Source organism: Mycobacterium sp. DBP42, from assembly GCF_005924235.1.
Lineage (GTDB): Bacteria > Actinomycetota > Actinomycetes > Mycobacteriales > Mycobacteriaceae > Mycobacterium > Mycobacterium syngnathidarum.
Map to the genome: position 1 here is coordinate 183,230 of NZ_VCMY01000005.1, position 18,941 is coordinate 202,170.

The 18,941-nt window shown below is 66.5% G+C and carries 16 protein-coding genes; 11 read left to right on the forward strand and 5 right to left on the reverse strand.

What is annotated here, in order from left to right; translation table 11 throughout:
- Positions 1-54: 54 nt before the first annotated feature.
- The 7 genes from E0T84_RS08555 to E0T84_RS08585 all read left to right on the forward strand — a co-directional run bounded on the left by E0T84_RS08555 (position 55) and on the right by E0T84_RS08585 (position 7,410).
- A complete protein-coding gene (locus tag E0T84_RS08555) occupies positions 55-561 on the forward strand; it encodes a general stress protein (protein WP_070186868.1) in 507 nt (168 codons plus the stop codon).
- Positions 562-720: 159 nt separating this feature from the next.
- Positions 721-2,118: an ABC transporter substrate-binding protein gene (locus E0T84_RS08560; RefSeq protein WP_070945520.1), complete on the forward strand. Its 1,398-nt coding sequence runs from the start codon at positions 721-723 to the stop codon at positions 2,116-2,118.
- Complete coding sequence (locus E0T84_RS08565) at positions 2,115-3,038, forward strand: carbohydrate ABC transporter permease (RefSeq protein ID WP_070186836.1); 924 nt, start codon at positions 2,115-2,117, stop codon at positions 3,036-3,038. The genes E0T84_RS08560 and E0T84_RS08565 overlap by 4 nt, the downstream gene beginning before the upstream one ends.
- A gap of 40 nt (positions 3,039-3,078) precedes the next feature.
- The gene (locus E0T84_RS08570) at positions 3,079-3,903 is read left to right on the forward strand and encodes a carbohydrate ABC transporter permease (protein WP_171054954.1); all 825 of its coding nucleotides are present in this window, start codon (positions 3,079-3,081) and stop codon (positions 3,901-3,903) included.
- 4 nt (positions 3,904-3,907) lie between these two features.
- The gene (locus E0T84_RS08575; RefSeq protein ID WP_070945517.1) at positions 3,908-5,179 is read left to right on the forward strand and encodes an ABC transporter ATP-binding protein; all 1,272 of its coding nucleotides are present in this window, start codon (positions 3,908-3,910) and stop codon (positions 5,177-5,179) included.
- Entirely contained in the window at positions 5,176-5,787 is a 612-nt protein-coding gene (locus E0T84_RS08580; RefSeq protein ID WP_138744214.1) for a suppressor of fused domain protein, read from the forward strand. Before E0T84_RS08575 ends, E0T84_RS08580 begins: the two co-directional genes overlap by 4 nt.
- 75 nt (positions 5,788-5,862) lie before the next feature.
- Positions 5,863-7,410 (forward strand): IS1182 family transposase, encoded by a 1,548-nt coding sequence (locus E0T84_RS08585; protein WP_070947258.1) that lies wholly within the window; start codon positions 5,863-5,865, stop codon positions 7,408-7,410.
- Between the two features lie 157 nt (positions 7,411-7,567).
- Here E0T84_RS08585 and corA read toward each other — a convergent pair whose 3' ends face one another.
- The gene (corA, locus tag E0T84_RS08590) at positions 7,568-8,671 is read right to left on the reverse strand and encodes a magnesium/cobalt transporter CorA (protein ID WP_138744215.1); all 1,104 of its coding nucleotides are present in this window, start codon (positions 8,669-8,671) and stop codon (positions 7,568-7,570) included.
- A 134-nt stretch (positions 8,672-8,805) separates the two neighbouring features.
- Here corA and E0T84_RS08595 point away from each other — a divergent pair, with 134 nt between their 5' ends.
- Both E0T84_RS08595 and E0T84_RS08600 read left to right on the forward strand, forming a co-directional pair.
- Entirely contained in the window at positions 8,806-10,017 is a 1,212-nt protein-coding gene (locus E0T84_RS08595; protein ID WP_070186831.1) for an NADP-dependent malic enzyme, read from the forward strand.
- Positions 10,018-10,025: 8 nt separating this feature from the next.
- The gene (locus E0T84_RS08600; protein ID WP_070186830.1) at positions 10,026-10,868 is read left to right on the forward strand and encodes a glycine betaine ABC transporter substrate-binding protein; all 843 of its coding nucleotides are present in this window, start codon (positions 10,026-10,028) and stop codon (positions 10,866-10,868) included.
- 18 nt (positions 10,869-10,886) lie between these two features.
- Here E0T84_RS08600 and E0T84_RS08605 read toward each other — a convergent pair whose 3' ends face one another.
- Both E0T84_RS08605 and E0T84_RS08610 read right to left on the reverse strand, forming a co-directional pair.
- Positions 10,887-11,711, reverse strand: coding sequence for an SDR family oxidoreductase (locus E0T84_RS08605; protein ID WP_138744216.1), 825 nt, complete (start codon positions 11,709-11,711; stop codon positions 10,887-10,889).
- Between the two features lie 43 nt (positions 11,712-11,754).
- Positions 11,755-12,042: a helix-turn-helix domain-containing protein gene (locus E0T84_RS08610; protein WP_070945511.1), complete on the reverse strand. Its 288-nt coding sequence runs from the start codon at positions 12,040-12,042 to the stop codon at positions 11,755-11,757.
- Positions 12,043-12,109: 67 nt separating this feature from the next.
- On the opposite strand from E0T84_RS08610, the gene map reads away from it, so the two are divergent.
- Positions 12,110-12,871, forward strand: a complete 762-nt coding sequence (map, locus tag E0T84_RS08615; protein ID WP_070186827.1) for a type I methionyl aminopeptidase — start codon at positions 12,110-12,112, stop codon at positions 12,869-12,871.
- A 12-nt stretch (positions 12,872-12,883) separates the two neighbouring features.
- On the opposite strand, the gene E0T84_RS08620 is transcribed toward map, so the two are convergent.
- Positions 12,884-16,531, reverse strand: coding sequence for a multifunctional oxoglutarate decarboxylase/oxoglutarate dehydrogenase thiamine pyrophosphate-binding subunit/dihydrolipoyllysine-residue succinyltransferase subunit (locus tag E0T84_RS08620; RefSeq protein ID WP_371725721.1), 3,648 nt, complete (start codon positions 16,529-16,531; stop codon positions 12,884-12,886).
- Between the two features lie 194 nt (positions 16,532-16,725).
- On the reverse strand, positions 16,726-17,496 hold the full coding sequence (locus E0T84_RS08625; protein WP_070186825.1) for a hypothetical protein: 771 nt from the start codon (positions 17,494-17,496) through the stop codon (positions 16,726-16,728).
- Between the two features lie 113 nt (positions 17,497-17,609).
- On the opposite strand from E0T84_RS08625, the gene E0T84_RS08630 reads away from it, so the two are divergent.
- Complete coding sequence (locus E0T84_RS08630; RefSeq protein ID WP_070186824.1) at positions 17,610-18,896, forward strand: multidrug effflux MFS transporter; 1,287 nt, start codon at positions 17,610-17,612, stop codon at positions 18,894-18,896.
- Positions 18,897-18,941: the final 45 nt, after the last annotated feature.

Here is an 18,941-nt window from a genome sequence, read left to right on the forward strand (position 1 = left end):
GCTGTAAGAAGAGCAGCCGCTGATCCGGCGGTGCGGAGGAGAGTGAAGTTCGATATGACGAGCCCATTTCAGTCCGGTCAGACACCGGGTGCCGCGGCCGCCGCGCGCGGCGCGCTGCCGACGCCGCCCAAAGGCTGGCCCATCGGCTCCTACCCGACGTATGCGGAGGCCCAGCGGGCCGTCGACTACCTGTCCGACCAGCAGTTCCCGGTGCAGCAGGTGACGATCGTCGGCGTGGATCTCATGCAGGTCGAGCGCGTCACCGGGCGGCTGAGCTGGCCCAAGGTTCTCGGCGGCGGTGTGCTGTCGGGTGCCTGGCTCGGCCTGTTCATCGGCCTCATCCTGGGCTTCTTCAGCCCCAACCCGTGGAGTGCGCTGCTCACCGGCCTGATCGCGGGTGTCTTCTTCGGCTTGATCACCTCGGCCATTCCGTATGCGATGGCTCGCGGCACAAGAGATTTCAGTTCCACGATGCAGCTGGTGGCCGGCCGCTACGACGTGTTGTGCGATCCGCAGAGTGCCGAACAGGGGCGGGATCTGCTGGCGCGCTTGACGATCTGAGTCCACGGGCGGCCGCACACCGGCCGCAGCGGCAAATGTGCGCAGGTCACGATTGTGACGCGGCACGCCCAAACGGTTGCACATGAGCTAGTAGAGCTCTACGGTTTGCGCGCGGGACCCGCTCCGGCGGCGACATCGAATGCGAACGGGAGGCAGGGCGTGCGCGCTCGGCGGCTATGTGCTGCGGCAGTGGCCGCGTTGACGACGGCCTCGGTGCTTTCGGCGTGTGGTAAGGCCGACAGCGGGATCGTCATCAACTACTACACGCCGGCCAACGAGATGGCGACATTCACCGCCGTCGCCAACCGCTGCAACGCCGAACTCGGCGACCGCTTCACCATCAAGCAGATCAGTTTGCCGAAAGGCGCTGACGATCAACGGTTGCAACTCGCGCGGCGGCTGACCGGCAACGACAGAACGCTCGACATCATGGCGCTCGACGTGGTGTGGACCGCCGAGTTCGCCGAGGCCGGCTGGGCCGTGCCGCTGTCGGAGGATCCGGCGGGAGAGGCGGAGTCCGACGCACAGGCCAATACCCTGCCCGGGCCGTTGGAGACGGCCAGCTGGCAAGGCCGGCTGTATGCCTCGCCGATCACCACCAACACCCAATTGTTGTGGTACCGGGCCGATTTGATGGACGCGCCGCCGGCCACCTGGGACGGGATGGTCTTGGAGGCCAACCGGCTGCACGCGGCGGGCCAGCCCAGTTGGATTGCGGTGCAGGCCAAGCAGTACGAGGGCCTGGTGGTGTGGTTCAACTCCTTACTCGCAAGTGCCGGCGGTCAGGTGCTCTCCGACGACGGCAAGACGGTCACGCTGACCGACACCCCGGAGCACCGTGCGGCGACGGTCAAGGCGCTGCAGATCATCAAATCGGTGGCCACCGCACCCGGCGCCGATCCTTCGGTGACCCAGACCGACGAAGCGACGGCCCGACTCGCGCTCGAGCAGGGCAAGGCCGCGCTCGAGGTCAACTGGCCGTTCGTGCTGCCCTCGTTGCTGGAGAACGCCGTCAAAGGTGGAGTGAACTTTCTTCCGCTCGACCAACGGGCCGATCTGGCCGGGGCCATCAACGATCTGGGCACGTTCTCACCGACCGACGAGCAGTTCGAGGCAGCCTATGAGGCGAGCAAGGACGTGTTCGGGTTCGCCAACTATCCGGGCGTGCGCGAGGGGGAGCCGGCCAGGGTGACCCTCGGCGGGCTCAACCTCGCCGTGGCCAAGACCAGCCGCCACAAGGCCGAGGCCTTCGAAGCCATCCGATGCCTGCGCAACGTCGAGAACCAGCGCTACACCTCGGTCGAGGGTGGATTGCCCGCGGTACGCGAGTCGCTGTACGACGATCCGGCGTTCCAGGCCAAGTACCCGCAGTACGCGATCATCCGCGAGCAGCTGACGAATGCCGCGGTGCGCCCCGCCACGCCGGTGTATCAGGCTGTGTCGACCCGCATTTCGGCCACCCTGGCCCCGATCACCGACATCGATCCGGAGCACACCGCCGATGAGCTGACCGAACAGGTGCAGAAGGCCATCGACGGCAAAGGGCTGATCCCATGACCGACGAGCGCTTGCGCGAGGAGCCGACCAGCACTGGCACCGACAACCGCACCTCGGAACGTAAGTTGGCGTTCGCGCTGATCGCTCCCGCGGTGGTTCTGATGATCGCGGTGACCGCGTACCCGATCGGATATGCGGTGTGGCTGAGCCTGCAGCGCTACAACCTGGCCGCCCCCCACGACACCGCCTTCGTGGGGTTCGCCAACTACCAGACCATCCTCACCGACCGCTACTGGTGGACGGCGTTCGTGGTCACGCTGGCGATCACCGTGGTCTCGGTGGCGATCGAGTTCGTGCTCGGCATGGCGCTGGCGCTGGTCATGCACCGCACCATCTTCGGTAGGGGCGTGGTCCGCACCGCGGTGCTGATCCCCTACGGAATCGTGACCGTGGCCGCCTCCTACAGCTGGTACTACGCCTGGACGCCGGGCACCGGCTACCTGGCCAACCTGCTACCCGAGGGCAGCGCGCCGCTGACCGAACAACTGCCGTCGCTGGCCATCATCGTGCTCGCCGAGGTGTGGAAGACCACTCCGTTCATGGCGTTGTTACTGCTGGCCGGCCTGGCGCTGGTACCGCAGGATCTGCTCAACGCGGCCCAGGTCGACGGGGCTGGATCGTGGACGCGCCTGGTGAAAGTGATCCTGCCGCTGATCAAGCCGGCCATCCTGGTCGCGCTGTTGTTCCGGACCCTCGACGCGTTCCGGATCTTCGACAACATCTATGTGTTGACCGGAGGCGCCAACAGTACTGGCTCGGTGTCGATCCTTGGCTATGACAACCTCTTCAAGGCTTTCAACCTCGGATTGGGTTCGGCCATCAGCGTGTTGATCTTCCTGTCGGTGGCGGTGATCGCCTTCATCTTCATCAAGTTGTTCGGTGCGTCGGCGCCGGGTGCGGACACGGAGGGGCACCGATGAGCGCTTGCGCGAAGAGCGAGGGGCACCGATGAGTCAGCAGCTGAGTGCACGGCGCGCGACCGGGTGGACGGTCGTGAACGTCCTGGTGGTGCTCTACGCGTTGATCCCTGTGCTGTGGATCCTGTCGCTGTCGTTGAAGCCGACGTCGAGCGTCAAGGACGGCAAGCTGATTCCGGCCGAGATCACCTTCGACAACTACAAGGGCATCTTCAGCGGAAACATCTTCACCTCCGCGCTGGTCAACTCGATCGGTATCGGCCTGATCACCACGGTGATCGCGGTGGCGATCGGCGGTATGGCTGCCTATGCGGTGGCGCGCTTGGATTTCCCCGGCAAGAAGTTGTTGGTGGGCGTGGCCCTGCTGATCGCGATGTTCCCGCAGATCTCGTTGGTGACCCCGATCTTCAACCTGTGGCGCACGATCGGACTGTTCGACACCTGGCCCGGGCTGATCATTCCCTACATCACCTTCGCCCTGCCGTTGGCGATCTACACGCTCTCGGCGTTCTTCCGGGAGATCCCATGGGATCTGGAGAAGGCGGCCAAGATGGACGGCGCCACTCCGGCCCAGGCTTTCCGCAAGGTGATCGCACCGCTGGCGGCGCCGGGCATCGTCACCGCGGCCATTCTGGTCTTCATCTTCGCGTGGAACGACCTGCTGCTGGCGCTGTCGCTGACGGCCACGCAGCGGGCGATCACGGCGCCGGTCGCGATCGCGAACTTCACTGGCAGTTCGCAATTCGAGGAGCCGACCGGGTCGATCGCCGCGGGCGCAATGGTGATCACCATCCCGATCATTGTCTTTGTTCTCATCTTCCAGCGACGCATCGTCGCTGGCCTGACATCCGGTGCGGTAAAGGGGTAATTGGATGGCCGAAATCGTGTTGGACCGGGTCACCAAGAGTTACCCCGACGGCGCAGGCGGTAGCAGGGCAGCGGTCAAAGAGTTCTCGATGACCATCGCTGACGGCGAGTTCATCATCTTGGTGGGGCCGTCGGGATGCGGAAAGTCCACCACGCTGAACATGATTGCCGGACTTGAGGACATCTCGTCGGGCGAGTTGCGCATCGGTGGGGAGCGGGTCAACGAGAAGGCGCCCAAGGATCGCGATATCGCGATGGTGTTCCAGTCCTATGCGCTGTACCCGCACATGACGGTCCGCCAGAACATCGCGTTCCCGCTCACCCTGGCCAAGCTGAAAAAGGACGAGATCGCGGCGAAGGTCGAAGAGACGGCCAAGATCCTCGATCTGACCGAACTGCTCGACCGCAAACCGGCCCAGTTGTCGGGCGGGCAGCGTCAGCGGGTGGCTATGGGCCGGGCAATCGTGCGGCGCCCCAAGGCATTTCTGATGGATGAACCGCTGAGCAACCTGGATGCCAAGTTGCGCGTGCAGATGCGCGCCGAGATCGCCCGGCTGCAGAGCCGGCTGGGTACCACCACGGTCTACGTGACGCACGATCAGACCGAGGCGATGACGCTGGGTGATCGAGTTGTGGTGTTGCTGGCGGGCGAGATTCAGCAGATCGGCACGCCCGACGAGCTGTACAACAACCCGGCGAACCTGTTCGTGGCAGGCTTCATCGGGTCACCGGCGATGAATTTCTTCCCGGCGACATTCACCGATGTCGGGGTGCGGTTGCCCTTCGGCGATGTCACGCTGACCCAGCAGGTGCATGACCTGTTGGCCCGTCAACCCAAGCCCGACAACATCATCGTCGGAATCCGCCCCGAGCAGCTCGAGGACGCCTCGCTGCTCGACGGGTATGCCCGTATCCGGGCGCTGACCTTCGGGGTGCGTGCCGACATCGTCGAATCGCTCGGTGCCGACAAGTACGTGCACTTCACGATCGAGGGCGTCGGTGCCGAGGCGGTACAGCTCGCCGAGTTGGCCGCCGATTCCGGTGCGGGTGTCAACGAATTCGTGGCCCGGGTGTCGGCGGAATCCACGGTGGCGGCCGGTCAGCAGATCCAACTGGCGTTCGACACGACGAAACTGGTGATCTTCGACGCGGAAACCGGGGCGAATCTGACCCGCACCGAACCCGCCGTGGCCGAGGAAGCCGATCCAGCCGAGCAACCCGAGCCCGAAGGCGCGACCGAATCGGCCGCAGCGGCCGGAGAACCGACAGAAGAGTGATCGACGTCCTGGCTGCCGTTCGCGCCCACGTCGGCGAGCACTTCGGCGCTGCCGGCATCACCGCGGAACCGGTCAGCGCCAGCGTCACCTTCCTGGGGACCGAGCGCATCGACGTGCTCCGGTTCGGTCCGGACCTGGCCGCCGGCGCTGCCGAGCAGGACCTCTATCACTATGTGACGCTGGGCTGTTCGCGTCATCCCATGTTCGATCCGACCGAGTTGGTATCGGATCCGATCCACGGCCCCCGGGCCGAGGTGGTGTTGTCGCTGCGGGGGCCGACCCCGGGCGGGCTGGCGCGGTCGCTGGCGGTGCTGGCCGCGGCGCCCGCAGTGGAGGGGCTGGTGCTGGAGGCCGACGCGCTCATCGATCTGGAGACCCAGTTGTTCGATTCCGCACCGTTCAGCGCATTCTTGTTGGGCCCCAGCGGCATCGGCGAGGTCGAGCTGCCGGATCCGCTGTCCGCGGTGGCAGTGCTCTCGGCCACCCCGATCACCGCCACCGAGGCGGCCTGGGTGCGGCTCAAAGGGGCCGACGCGATGCGCGAGGCGTGGCGGACCGACGGGGTCGACGTGCTCGATCCGGCCAGACGGGCCGCCAGCCCGAGCTGATCGGGGCTAGGAGTCTGCTGAATTATTTCGGCGTGGTGGCCGGGTTTGTGGCGATGTTCTCGAGATGATGGGCGGGTGCAGGGGCGTTCTGATGATCAGCGTGAGTTGTTGGATGCGGAGTCGGTAGCGGGGCATCTTCTCAAGTCCGACAGCGTGTTTGCGTTTCTGGCAGCTCATCGCCACGAGTTGTTTCCCGAGGAGATGTTCACCGATCTGTTCCCGTCGCGGCGGGGTCGTCCGAGTGTGCCCGCCGAGGTGATGGCCTCGGTGATCACCTTGCAGGCGTTGCACGGCCTGTCCGACAACGAGACCGTTGATGCGGTGACCTTTGATCTGCGGTGGAAAGCCGCCTGTGGGCTGCCGATCACCGCGACGGCGTTTCATTCGACGACGTTGACCTATTGGCGACGCCGACTGGCCGCCTCGGATCGCCCGAACCGGATCTTTGAGGCGGTCAAGGCAGTGGTCGCGGCCACCGGCGTGCTGGCGGGAAAGACGCGGCGGGCGTTGGATTCGACGATCCTTGATGACGCCGTGGCGACCCAAGACACCGTGACCCAATTGATCGGGGCGATCCGCCGGGTCCGCCGCGAAGTGCCCGGTGCTGGCGAGGTGATCGCCGCCCAGTGCCGCGCTCATGACTACGACGACCCGGGTAAACCGTCGATCAGCTGGGATGATGCCGTCGCCCGTGCTGCGTTGGTCGATGCCCTGGTCGGCGACGCCCACCGGGTGCTGGGGCATCTGCCTGAGCAGGAACTTGGCGCCCGCGCCGCTGAAGCGGTGGCGTTGTTGGCGCTGATCGCCGGCCAAGACGTCGAACCGGTGACTGATTCTGATGGCACCGATGGACGCTGGCAGATTGCTCAACGCGTGGCCCCAGACCGGGTGATCTCCACTGTGGATCCCGAGGCTCGCCACGCCCACAAGAGCGTGCATCGGCGCCAGGACGGTTTCAAAGCCCACGTCGCGGTCGAACCCGATACCGGGATCATCACCGACTGCACCCTGACCAAAGCCAGCGGCCCGGGCACCCATGATGCCACCGTGGGGACCCAGCTGCTCACCGCCGAAGACCAACCGGTGACGGTGCTGGGCGATTCGGCCTACGGCAGCGGGGATTTCCGCGCGCATCTGGTCGAGGCCGGGCATGCCGATCGGGTCAAGTCTGCACCACTGCGCCCGGCGGTCGCCGGTGGCTTCACTGTCGATGACTTCGTCGTTGACCACACCGCCAGGACGGTGACCTGCCCCGCCGGGCTGATCCGCGTCATCTCCGCGCGCGGATACGCCACCTTCGGCGGCGCCTGCGCGGGCTGCGCGTTACGAATGCGATGCACCACCAGTGTTGGCGGCAAGAGTCTGAAGATCAAGCCGCACGATGCGCTGCAACGCGCAGCCCGACAAAGATCACAAGAGTCGTTGTGGCTCAACGAGTATCGCCAGCACCGGCCGATGGTGGAACGTACCATTGCCTGGCTTACCCGAGGCAATCGCAAAGTGCGCTACCGCGGCGTCACCCGCAACGACCACTGGCTACACCACCGCGCCGCTGCGGTGAACCTGCGTCAGCTGATCACCCTGGGACTGACCCACACCAATGCTGGCTGGGCCATCGCCTGACCCCAAGCTGGGGCTTGCCTCAGACGAACACTCAATGCGACGCTCAACACGGCGGAATGACCCTCGAATTGTGTCGACCTGCGGGCCTGACTAACACCAACGCGCCACAGAGCGCTCTGAGGCACCCCGCCCCCAACACCACTAATTCAGCAGACTCCTAGAGCCAGTCGTTGTGCCGGAAGGTGCGGTACAGGATGAAGCAGATGGTGGCCATGGCCAGTAGCACGGCGGGATAGCCCCAGGTCCACTGCAATTCGGGCATGTGCTCGAAGTTCATTCCGTAGATGCCTGCCATCGCTGTCGGCACGGCGGCGATCGCCACCCACGCCGAGATCTTGCGCATGTCCACGTTCTGCTGCATGGCGACTTTGCCGAGCGCGGCCTGCACCAGCGAACTGAGCATCTCGTCGTAACTGGTGATCCGGTCTGAGGCTTGCACATTGTGGTCGTGCACGTCGCGCATGTACCTGCGTACCTCGACCGAGATCAGGTCGTTGTGGTCTGTCAGCAGCCGGGCCAGCGCGAGCGTCAACGGCGCCACGGCCCGGCGCATTTCGACGACCTCCCGCTTGAGCAGGTAGATGCTCTCGATGTTGGTGCGGGTGCGGGGGGAGAAGATGTCCTCCTCCATCGTGTCGATGTCGGTTTCCATCAGATCGGTGACGTCGAGGTAGCTGTCCACGACATGGTCGGCGATCGCGTGCATCACGGCGAACGGTCCGAGTTTGAGGATGGCGGGCGAGGATTCGAGGCGTTTGCGCACGCCGGCCAGCCCGCCGTGCTCGCCGTGGCGGACGGTGACCACGAAATCCGGTCCGACGAAGATCATGATCTCGCCGGTCTCGACGATCTCGCGGGCCAGGGCCACCGACTCGTGCTCGACGTAGGTCACGGTCTTGAGCACCAGGAACAAGGTCTTGTCGTAGCGCTCCAGCTTGGGCCGCTGGTGGGCGTGCACGGCGTCCTCGACGGCCAGCTCGTGCAAGCCGAAAACGTCTGCCACCGACTGCATCTGGAATTCGTCGGGCTCGTGCAGACCGATCCAGACGAATGCCTTCTCGCCCGCTGCCTGTAGTTCACGGGCCTTGTTCAGCGCTGCGGCGTGGGTGTATTTGCCGGGTAACCGGTCGCCACCGCTGTAGACCCCGCAATCAACCATGGCCTGAGCCACCGGAACGTGGATCGACTTGGCGTCGGGCTCCGGGGGCCGGGCCTTGGCGGAGGCCCGCAGTGCCGGTGGCAGGGCGCGGAATGAGGGCATGGATTCCGACCTTCCTGCGCGGTGGGCTCGCAACCTGATCAGCACACCGAATGCTACGCGCAGTTACTGTTAAGTAACGCTCACCAGCGGGGAACCCGGCCCGGTGAGAATTGGCATTGAAGTACCCTTGCGCCGTGTCGGAAAGTACAGTCGCCTCCTCGTCCGAGCGCTCGTCCACGGAGCGCACCCCGCAGGTTGTCATCGAAGACGCCGAGATCTTCGATGCCCATGAAGGCGGAAAGCTCTCGGTCGAGTTGAAGGAGCCGCTGGACACCCAGCGTGCGCTGTCGATCGCCTATACCCCCGGCGTTGCTCAGGTGAGCCGCGCGATCGCCACTGATCACACGCTCGCCGCCAAGTACACGTGGGCCAACCGCCTTGTCGCGGTGGTCAGCGACGGCACCGCGGTGCTGGGTCTCGGCGATATCGGTCCGGCGGCCTCGCTGCCGGTCATGGAGGGCAAGAGCGCGCTGTTCAAGTCCTTCGGCGGGCTGAATTCGATCCCGATCGTGCTGGACACCAAGGATCCCGACGAGATCGTCGAAACCCTGATCAGGCTGCGCCCCACATTCGGCGCGGTGAATCTCGAGGACATCTCGGCCCCGCGTTGCTTCGAGATCGAGCGCCGGGTCATCGAGGCGCTGGATTGCCCGGTCATGCACGACGACCAGCACGGCACGGCGATCGTGGTGCTGGCCGCGCTGCTGGGCGCCACCAAGGTGCTCGAGCGTGACATCCATTCGCTGCGTGTGGTGATCTCGGGTGCCGGTGCAGCCGGTGTGGCCTGCGCCAACATCCTGCTGAACAAGGGCATCAGCGATGTCGTCGTGCTCGATTCGCAGGGCATCGTGCACTCGGGTCGGGACAACCTCAACACCTTCAAGGCGGAGTTGGCCGGGCGCACCAACCCGCGCAAGCTCACCGGGGGTGTGGCCGAGGCGCTCGAGGGCGCCGATGTCTTCCTCGGGGTGTCGGCCGGTGTCGTGCCCGAGGAGCTCATCGCGACCATGGCGCCCGACTGCATCGTGTTCGCGCTGTCCAACCCGGATCCCGAGATCCATCCGGACGCCGCCCGCAAGTACGCGGCGGTCGTGGCGACCGGGCGCAGCGACTTCCCGAATCAGATCAACAACGTGCTGGCCTTCCCCGGGGTTTTCCGCGGTGCGCTCGATGCGGGTGCCCGCCGGATCACCGAGAAGATGAAGGTGGCGGCGGCCGAGGCGATCTTCTCGGTCGTCGGCGACGATCTGTCGGTCGACCACATCGTGCCCAGCGCGCTGGATCCGCGGGTGGGCCCCGCGGTTGCGGCTGCGGTCGCAGCGGCGGTTGACCCCGCAGAGTCCTGAGTTCACGGATGCGCCGCATCCTGGCGTTGGTACTGCTGGTGCTGGTGGCGCCGGTATCGGCCGGTTGCGGTGGCCGGTCGGGCCCGCCGGCTCTGGCGGTCGGTGCCGGGCCGGCGCCCGAGTCGGTGCTGCTGGGCCATCTGTATGCGGCGGCACTGCGCTACTACGGAACGCCGACCGTGGTGACCGAGACAGATGGAGTCCCCGGCGTGCTGGATTCGGGTTCGGTGACGGTACAGCCCGGGTTCACCGGCCGGTTTCTGACGGCGCTCGATCCAGACGCCACGGCTCGCGCCGATGAGCAGGTCTACCGGGATCTGGTCTCGGCGCTCCCGGAAGGCGTCGCGGCCGGTGACTACACGATGTCCGCGCAGGACAAGCCCGCCCTGGTGGTCACCGAGGCCACGGCTGCGGGGTGGGGCGGGACTGATCTGAGCGCCCTGCGCCGCAATTGCGACAAGGCCCGACCAGGTGCGGTGGCCGGCACCAAGATGCCTACGGTGGTGGGCCTGTGCACGCTGCCCAACCCTGTCGCCTTTCCCGGTGACGAGGCCCTGTTCGCGGCATTGCGGGCGGGGAAGATCAATGCGGCGTGGTCGACGACAGCCGACCCGGCCATCCCGTCGGACCTGACTGTGCTGGCCGACGAGACGGCGTTGATCCGGGGCGAGAACGTGGTGCCGCTGTACCGCCGCAACACGCTCAACGAGCGGCAGATACTGGCCCTCAACGAGATCGCGGGTGTCCTGGACACCGGATCGCTGGCGGACATGCGCAGACAGGTCGCCGAGGGGAAAGATCCCCGTGGAGTGGCCGACGCGTTCCTCCAGGCCAACCCCCTGGGTCACTAGTCCCTCGGCGCGCCGGCGTCAGCGCGGGAGCATGCGGCCCATCGCGGAGGCGAACAGCTTCTGGTAGCCCGACCCGGTGATCCGCACGATGACGTCAAGGATCTTGGCGTCGGGCCCGACCAGCACGCGCGCCCTGTCCTTGCGCACGGCTTCGAGGATGATCTTGGCGGCGCGCTGCGGGGTGGTGTTGGCGAGCTTGCGGTCGAATGTCTCGGCGAGCGCCTTCTGGTCCAGGCCTTCGGCGGCGGTGGAATTGCGTGCGATGGCCGTCTTGATGCCGCCGGGGTGAACGCACGTCACCTTGACCGGGTGCTTGGCCACGGCCATTTCCTGGCGCAGGGCCTCGGTGAAGCCGCGTACCGCGAACTTGGCCGAGTTGTAGGCGGCCTGGCCCGGAACCGAGAAGATGCCGAACAGGCTGGAGACGTTGACGACGTGTCCGTCGCCGGATTCGATCAGGTGCGGCAGGAAGGCCTTGGTGCCGTTGACGACGCCCCAGAAGTCGACGTCCATCACCCGCTCGATGTCCTTGAACTGGCTGATCTCGACGTCGCCGGTGAACGCGATGCCGGCGTTGTTGTAGATCTGGTTGACCTTGCCGAAGTGCTCCTTGACCGTGTCGGCGTAGAGCAGGAAGGCCTCACGCTCGGTGACGTCGAGCCGGTCGGTTTTGACTTCGGCGCCGATCGCCTTGAGGCGTTCCTCCGTGACCGCCAGGCCCTCGGTATCGACGTCGCTGATCGCCAATTTGGCGCCTGACCGTCCCAGCTCGATGGCCAGCGCCTGGCCGATGCCCGAGCCGGCGCCGGTGACAACGGCGACCTTTCCGGCGAAGCCCTCCATAGAACACTCCCTCGTGTAGTCCGACACGTGTTGAGTTACGAGGTTACGCGGTACCGGCGGTCTCGCGTAGGGCGGCCTCCGCTGTGGCGGCGTCCCGCCACACGTCCGCCAGGGTCTGCAGTGGGATGTCCAGGGCCGCACTCAGTCCGACCACGGTGCCGAATGCGGGGGATGGCAGCCGGCCCGTCTCGATCTTGCGCAGGGTCTCCGGTGAAATGCCGGCGCGTTCGGCGACGTCGTCGAGCGAACGGTCGCCCCGGGCGGCGCGCAGGGTCTCGCCAAGCCGTCGGCCGGCGGCGATCTGGGCGGGGGTGAGCGGCGTTCGGACCACGTCACCACGGTAGCGCCGGTATTTATATACCGCTAGTGTTGGTATTTAAATACCGAGGAGGACGGGCATGATCGAGCTGAAGAGCGCTGCCGAGATCGACAAGATGCGGGTCACCGGGCAGTTCGTGGCCGAGGTGCTCGGCACCTTGAGCGGGCTCGCCAAGGTCGGCGTCAACCTGCTCGACCTCGAACACCATGCCCGCGACATGGTCAAGCGCCGCGGGGCACAGTCCTGCTATTGGGACTACGCCCCGTCGTTCGGCAAGGGGCCGTTTCGCAACGTCATCTGCCTGTCGGTCAATGACGCTGTGCTGCACGGCCTTCCGCACGACTACCGGCTGCGTGACGGCGACGTACTCAGCATGGACTTCGCGGTGTCCATCGACGGCTGGGTCGCCGACGCGGCCCGCACCGTCATCGTCGGCACGCCTGCGGCCGCTGACGAGCGCCTCGTGCGGGCCACCGAGGAGGCGCTGGAAGCCGGAACCGCCGCCGCGCGGCCGGGTAACCGGCTGGGCGACATCTCGGCCGCGATCGGCGCGGTGGCCGCCGACTACGGCTACCCCGTGAACCTCGAGTTCGGTGGGCACGGGCTGGGCCGGACCATGCACGAGGATCCGCATGTCCCCAACCGGGGCAAGCCCGGTCGGGGCATGAAGTTGCGGGCAGGAATGACCCTGGCGCTCGAGCCGTGGCTCTGCGCGGGCACCAACCGTGTGGTCTACGACCGCGACGGCTGGACCATTCGCTCTGCCGACGGCTCCCGCACTGCCCACACCGAGAACACCGTGGCGATCACCGAATCCGGCCCGCAGGTGCTGACCTGCTGATCGCCTGGCGGGTTACTCGAAGGCCAGGTCGATGATCTCCTGCTGCTCGACCGCGTGCACCTTCGACGAACCCGACGACGGCGCCGACATCGCGCGCCGCGAGATGCGCTTGATCGGGGTGAAGTACTCGGGCAACACCTCGGGCAGGGTCAGGCCCAGCGACGGCCAGGCGCCCTGGTTGGCCGGCTCCTCCTGCACCCAGAACTTCTCGGTGACGTTCGGGTAGCGGTCCAGCGTCTCGGCCAGCCGGCGCCGCGGCAGCGGGGCGAGCTGTTCGAGCCGCACGATCGCGACGTCCTCGCGGTTGTCCTTGGCCTTGCGGGCGGCCAGCTCGTAATAGAGCTTGCCGCTGGTCAGCAGGACCCGCCGGACCTTGTCGCGGTCACCCTCGCCGTCGGTGTAGACGGGCTCCTCCAGCACCGAGCGGAACTTGTTCTCGGTGAAGTCGCGGATGTCGCTGACCGCGGCCTTGTTGCGCAGCATCGACTTCGGGGTGAACACGATCAGCGGACGCTGGATGCCGTCCAGCCCGTGGCGCCGCAGCAGGTGGAAGTAGTTCGCCGGGGTCGACGGCACCGCGATGGTCATCGAACCCTCGGCCCACAGCTGCAGGAACCGCTCGATGCGGCCCGAGGTGTGGTCGGGACCCTGGCCCTCGTGGCCGTGCGGCAGCAGCAGCACGACGTCGGAGAGCTGACCCCACTTGGCCTCACCGGAGGAGATGAACTCGTCGATGATCGACTGGGCACCGTTGACGAAGTCGCCGAACTGGGCCTCCCACAACACGAGTGCGTCCGGGTTGCCCACCGAGTAGCCGTATTCGAAGCCCACCGCGGCGAACTCGGACAGCGCCGAGTTGTACACCAGGAACTTGCCCCCGGTCGGGGTGCCGTCGGTGTTGGTGGCCAGCAGCTGCAGCGGGGTGAACTCCTCGCCGGTCTTGCGGTCGACGATCACCGAGTGACGCTGGGTGAACGTGCCGCGCTGGGTGTCTTGGCCGGACAGCCGGATCAGCTTGCCCTCGGCGATCAGGGATCCGAGCGCCAGCAACTCGGCGAAAGCCCAGTCGATCTTGCCCTCGTACGCCATCTCGCGGCGCTTTTCCAGCACCGGCTTGACCCGCGGATGCACGGTGAAGCCGTCGGGCACGGCCAGGTGGGCATCGCCGATGCGGGCCAGCAAGGACTTGTCCACGGCGGTGGAAAGGCGCTGGGGGATCTGCTGATCGGCCTCGACCGATTCGCTGGGCTCGGCCGCGTGCTTCTCCAGTTCGCGGACCTCGTTGAATACCCGCTCGAGCTGACCCTGGTAGTCGCGCAGGGCGTCCTCGGCCTCTTTCATCGAGATGTCACCGCGGCCGATCAGGGCTTCGGTGTAGGCCTTGCGCGAGCCGCGCTTGGTGTCGATGACGTCGTACATGTACGGCTGGGTCATCGACGGATCGTCGCCCTCGTTGTGCCCGCGGCGGCGGTAGCACAGCATGTCGATGATGACGTCCTTCTTGAACGCCTGGCGGAAATCGACCGCCAGCCGCGCCACCCAGGCACAGGCCTCCGGGTCGTCGCCGTTCACGTGGAAGATCGGCGCGCCGATCATCTTGGCCACGTCGGTGCAGTACTCACTGGAGCGCGAATCCGTTGGTGCCGTGGTGAACCCGATCTGGTTGTTGACCACGATGTGAATCGTGCCGCCGGTCCGGTAGCCGTCCAGCAGGGCGAGGTTCAGAGTTTCGGCGACCACGCCCTGGCCGGCGAACGCCGCATCGCCGTGCAGCATCAGCGGAACCACGGGGTACTCGCCGGAACCGTCGGCGTCCCGGCCGCTGTCCAGCAGGTCCTGCTTGGCACGTACCAGACCCTCGAGCACCGGGTCGACCGCTTCGAGGTGGCTCGGGTTGGCGGTCAGCGACACCTGAATGTCGTTGTCGCCGAACATCTGGATGTAATTGCCCGACGCACCGAGGTGGTACTTCACGTCGCCGGAGCCGTGGGCTTGCGACGGATTGAGGTTGCCCTCGAACTCGGTGAAGATCTGGCTGTAGGGCTTGCCGACGATGTTGGCCAGCACGTTGAGCCGGCCGCGGTGCGGCATGCCGATCACGACCTCGGCGAGTGCATGCTCTGCGCACTGGTCGATCGCGGCGTCCATCATCGGGATGACGGTCTCCGCGCCTTCCAGTGAGAAGCGCTTCTGCCCAACGTATTTGGTCTGCAGGAAGGTCTCGAAGGCCTCGGCCGCGTTGAGCTTGCTCAGAATGTACTTCTGCTCGGCGACCGTCGGCTTGTCGTGCTTGATCTCGATGCGCTCCTGCAGCCAGCGTTGCTGCTCGGGCTCCAGAATGTGGGTGTACTCCACCCCGATGTGGCGGCAGTACGCGTCGCGCAGCACCGACAGCACGTCGCGGAGCTTCATGTACTGCTTGCCGGCGAACCCGTCGACCTTGAATTCGCGGTCCAGGTCCCACAGCGTCAGGCCATGGGTGTTGACGTCCAGATCGGGGTGGCTGCGGAATCGCGTGTTGTCCAGCCGCAGCGGGTCGATGTCGGCCATCAGATGGCCGCGGTTGCGGTAGGCCGCGATCAGCTCGATGACCCGAGCGTTCTTGTCGGCGATGGTGTCCGGGTTGTCGGTGCGCCAGCGCACCGGTTCGTACGGGATGCCGAGTTCACGGAAGATCTCGTCGAAGAACTCGTCGTCGAGCAGCAGTTGATGGATGGTGCGCAGAAAGTCACCGGATTCCGCGCCCTGGATGATGCGGTGGTCGTAGGTCGAGGTCAGGGTGATCAGCTTGCCGATACCCAGATCGGCGATGCGCTCCTCGGAGGCGCCCTGGAACTCGGCCGGGTACTCCATGGCGCCGGCGCCGATGATCGCGCCCTGGCCCTGCATGAGCCGCGGCACCGAGTGCACGGTGCCGATGGTGCCCGGGTTGGTCAGCGAGATGGTGACGCCGGAGAAGTCCTCGGCGGTCAGCTTGCCGTCGCGGGCCCGGCGCACGATGTCCTCGTAGGCCGCGATGAACTGGCCGAAATGCATGGTCTCGCAACGCTTGATCGCGGCCACGACCAGTGAGCGGTTACCGTCCTTGCCGGGCAGGTCGATGGCCAGGCCCAGGTTGGTGTGGGCCGGCGTGACCGCGGTGGGCTTGCCGTTGGCCTCGGCGAAGTACCGGTTCATGTTCGGGAACTTCTTGACCGCTTGCACGATGGCGTAGCCGAGCAGGTGGGTGAAGCTGACCTTGCCACCGCGGGTGCGCTTGAGGTGGTTGTTGATGACGACGCGGTTGTCGATCATCAGCTTGGCCGGGATGGCCCGCACGCTCGTCGCGGTGGGCACCTCCAGCGAGGCGTTCATGTTCTTGACGACGGCGGCCGCGGCACCGCGCAGCACCTGGGACTCGTCACCCTCGGCCGCGGTGGGGCCTGCCGAAGCGGGCTTGGCCGCGGCCGGCTTGGCCGGGGCGGCCTTGGCCGGAGCCGCCGGCGCGGGAGTTGCCGGAGCGGGCGCCGCAGGCGCGGCCGGAGTTGCTGCCGGAGCCGCCGAGGCCGACTGGCCGTTGGCGGCGGTGGTGTCGGTGGTGGGTTCAGGGGAGTAGTCGACCAGAAATTCGTGCCAACTCGGATCCACCGAAGAGGGATCCTCGCGGAACTTGCGATACATCTCCTCGACCAACCACTCGTTCTGCCCGAATGGTGAAGGTGAACTGCTCACGGCAGACACTCGCCTCGATTCTTGTGTCCGGCTCGCCGTCACATGCAGGCTTGCCGCTTGTGTTCTTCTGTGGGCGGTTGACCCCGCTCGACCGCCGCCTAAAGGCTATCGCCTTTCGGCGTTACCGGAGGTCGGCATGGGCCTCATGACTTGGCGGGCGGCAGCACATGCAACGTTGCAGGCCACCGCGGCGGGGGCGCACCGAACGCCTGGCGGGCGTTGGCGACGATCTTCTTACCCATCAGCCGGTTGCCGACACCGCCGATGACAGCGCCGATGCCCACCGGCAGCATCTTGCCGAAAGCCATCGCACCGCGCTTGAGCGTATACCGCTTGACGAAGTACTTGACCAGCCGGGAGTTGAGCTGCGAGACCGCGGGCAACGGAAGTGTCGCCGCACCGTCGGACAGCCACGCGCCGCTGGTTCGCCCGGTGCCCAGCAGATCGGCGATCGCGCGCTTGCTGTCGTCGCCGACGAGGACGGAAAGCACCAGCGCACGGCGCCGTTCGCGGTGGTCGGCAGGGATGCCGTGCACTTCGGCGACCGCCAGCACGAACACCGACGTGGCTTCCAGGAAGACGACGGTCTCGCCGGCCACGGCCGACAGTGCGACCAGGGTTCCGATGCCCGGGAACGCCGCCGCCGAGCCGACCGCGGCACCGCTGGCCATCACGGCGGCCAGATAGTGCTTCTCGAGCCTGGTCACGATCTCGGCCGGGGTGGCGTCCGGTTGGTGGCTGCGCAACCGGTCGACGTATGCCTTGACCGCGGGCGCCTGCACACGTGAGCTGCGCTCGATGATGGCCGAGAGCAACTTGGCAGCGGCGCTGGGATCTTCGGTCTCCTCGACCGTCGCCGGCAGTTGTGGCTTGGATCGCGCTCGCACTTCGGGGCCTCCCAGGTGTGAACCCATCGTTGGTTGTCAGGCTAACGAACGGCGACCCGCCGCGGGTGCCCGAGGGTGACCGCGGTCACTGCGTACAGCAAATGGGAAGAAAAAACTCGAATGCGAGGCTGTTCATCTTCATGGCATCATCGCCCGACGTGGACCAGCAGACATCGGTAGGGCCGCCGAGCCGGCTCCGGATGATTCTGGTGCTGGGCGCGTTGGTGGCGCTGGGTCCGTTGACCATCGACATGTATCTGCCTGCGTTGCCGCGGATCGCCGACGAGCTGTCGGTGTCCTCCTCGGTATCGCAATTGACGCTCACCGGCACCTTGGCCGGCCTGGCCCTCGGGCAACTCATCGTCGGGCCCCTGTCGGACTCGCTGGGCCGGCGGCGCCCCTTGATCGCGGGCATCGTGCTGCACATGGTGGCCTCGGTGCTGTGTGTCCTGGCCCCCGACATCGCGGTTCTCGGATTGGCACGCGCACTGCAGGGCATGGGGGCGGCGGCCGCTTCGGTGGTCGCCATCGCCGTGGTCGGTGATCTGTTCAGCGGCACGGTGGCGGCCACGGTGATGTCGCGGTTGATGCTGGTGCTCGGGGTGGCCCCGGTGTTGGCCCCGTCGCTGGGGGCGGCGGTGCTGTTGCACGGATCCTGGCACTGGGTGTTCGTCGCTCTGGTCGTGGTGGCCGGCGGACTGTTGGTGATGGCCGCGCTGGCCCTGCCCGAGACGCTGCCGGTGTCGCACCGGCGTCCGCTGGCGGTGCGCGGCATCGTCGGCACCTACATCGAGCTGTTGCGTGACTCGCGTTTCGTGATCCTGGTGCTGGTGGCCGCGTTGGGCATGTCCGGATTGTTCGCCTACATCTCGGCGGCGCCGTTCGTCCTGCAGGGCCGTTACGGTCTGGACCAGCAGGCGTTCGCGCTGGTGTTCGCCGCGGGCGCGATCGCGCTGATCGGCTCCACCCAGTTCAACGTTGTGCTGCTGCGCCGGTTCTCACCGCAGGCCATCACGGTGGCGGCGCTGAGCTGGTCGGCGCTGGCCGGCGTCGTGTTCGTGGCGTTGACCGTCGCGCATGTGGGCGGGCTGTCCGCATTCGTCGTGCCGGTGCTGGCGATCCTGGCTGGGATGGGCCTGGTGCTTCCCAACGCCCCGGCGGTCGCATTGTCGCGTCATCCCGATGCGGCCGGAACGGCGGCCGCGCTACTGGGAGCCGCCCAGTTCGGGCTCGGGGCCGCGGTGGCGCCCGCGATCGGGGCGCTGGGCAACGGGGCGCTGGCGTTGTCGTGGGTGATGACGGTGGGCATGGCCGTTGCCTTGGTGGCGCTGCTGTTGGTCGGCCGGCGTAACGACGACGACGATCCGAGCGAATACCCAGGCGACGCGCTCGACATCGTTTCCGAGGCGGTTGTCGAGCCAGCCTGACCTGGTCCCGGGTAGCGTCGGCTGGGCCCGCCAACAACCCAACTA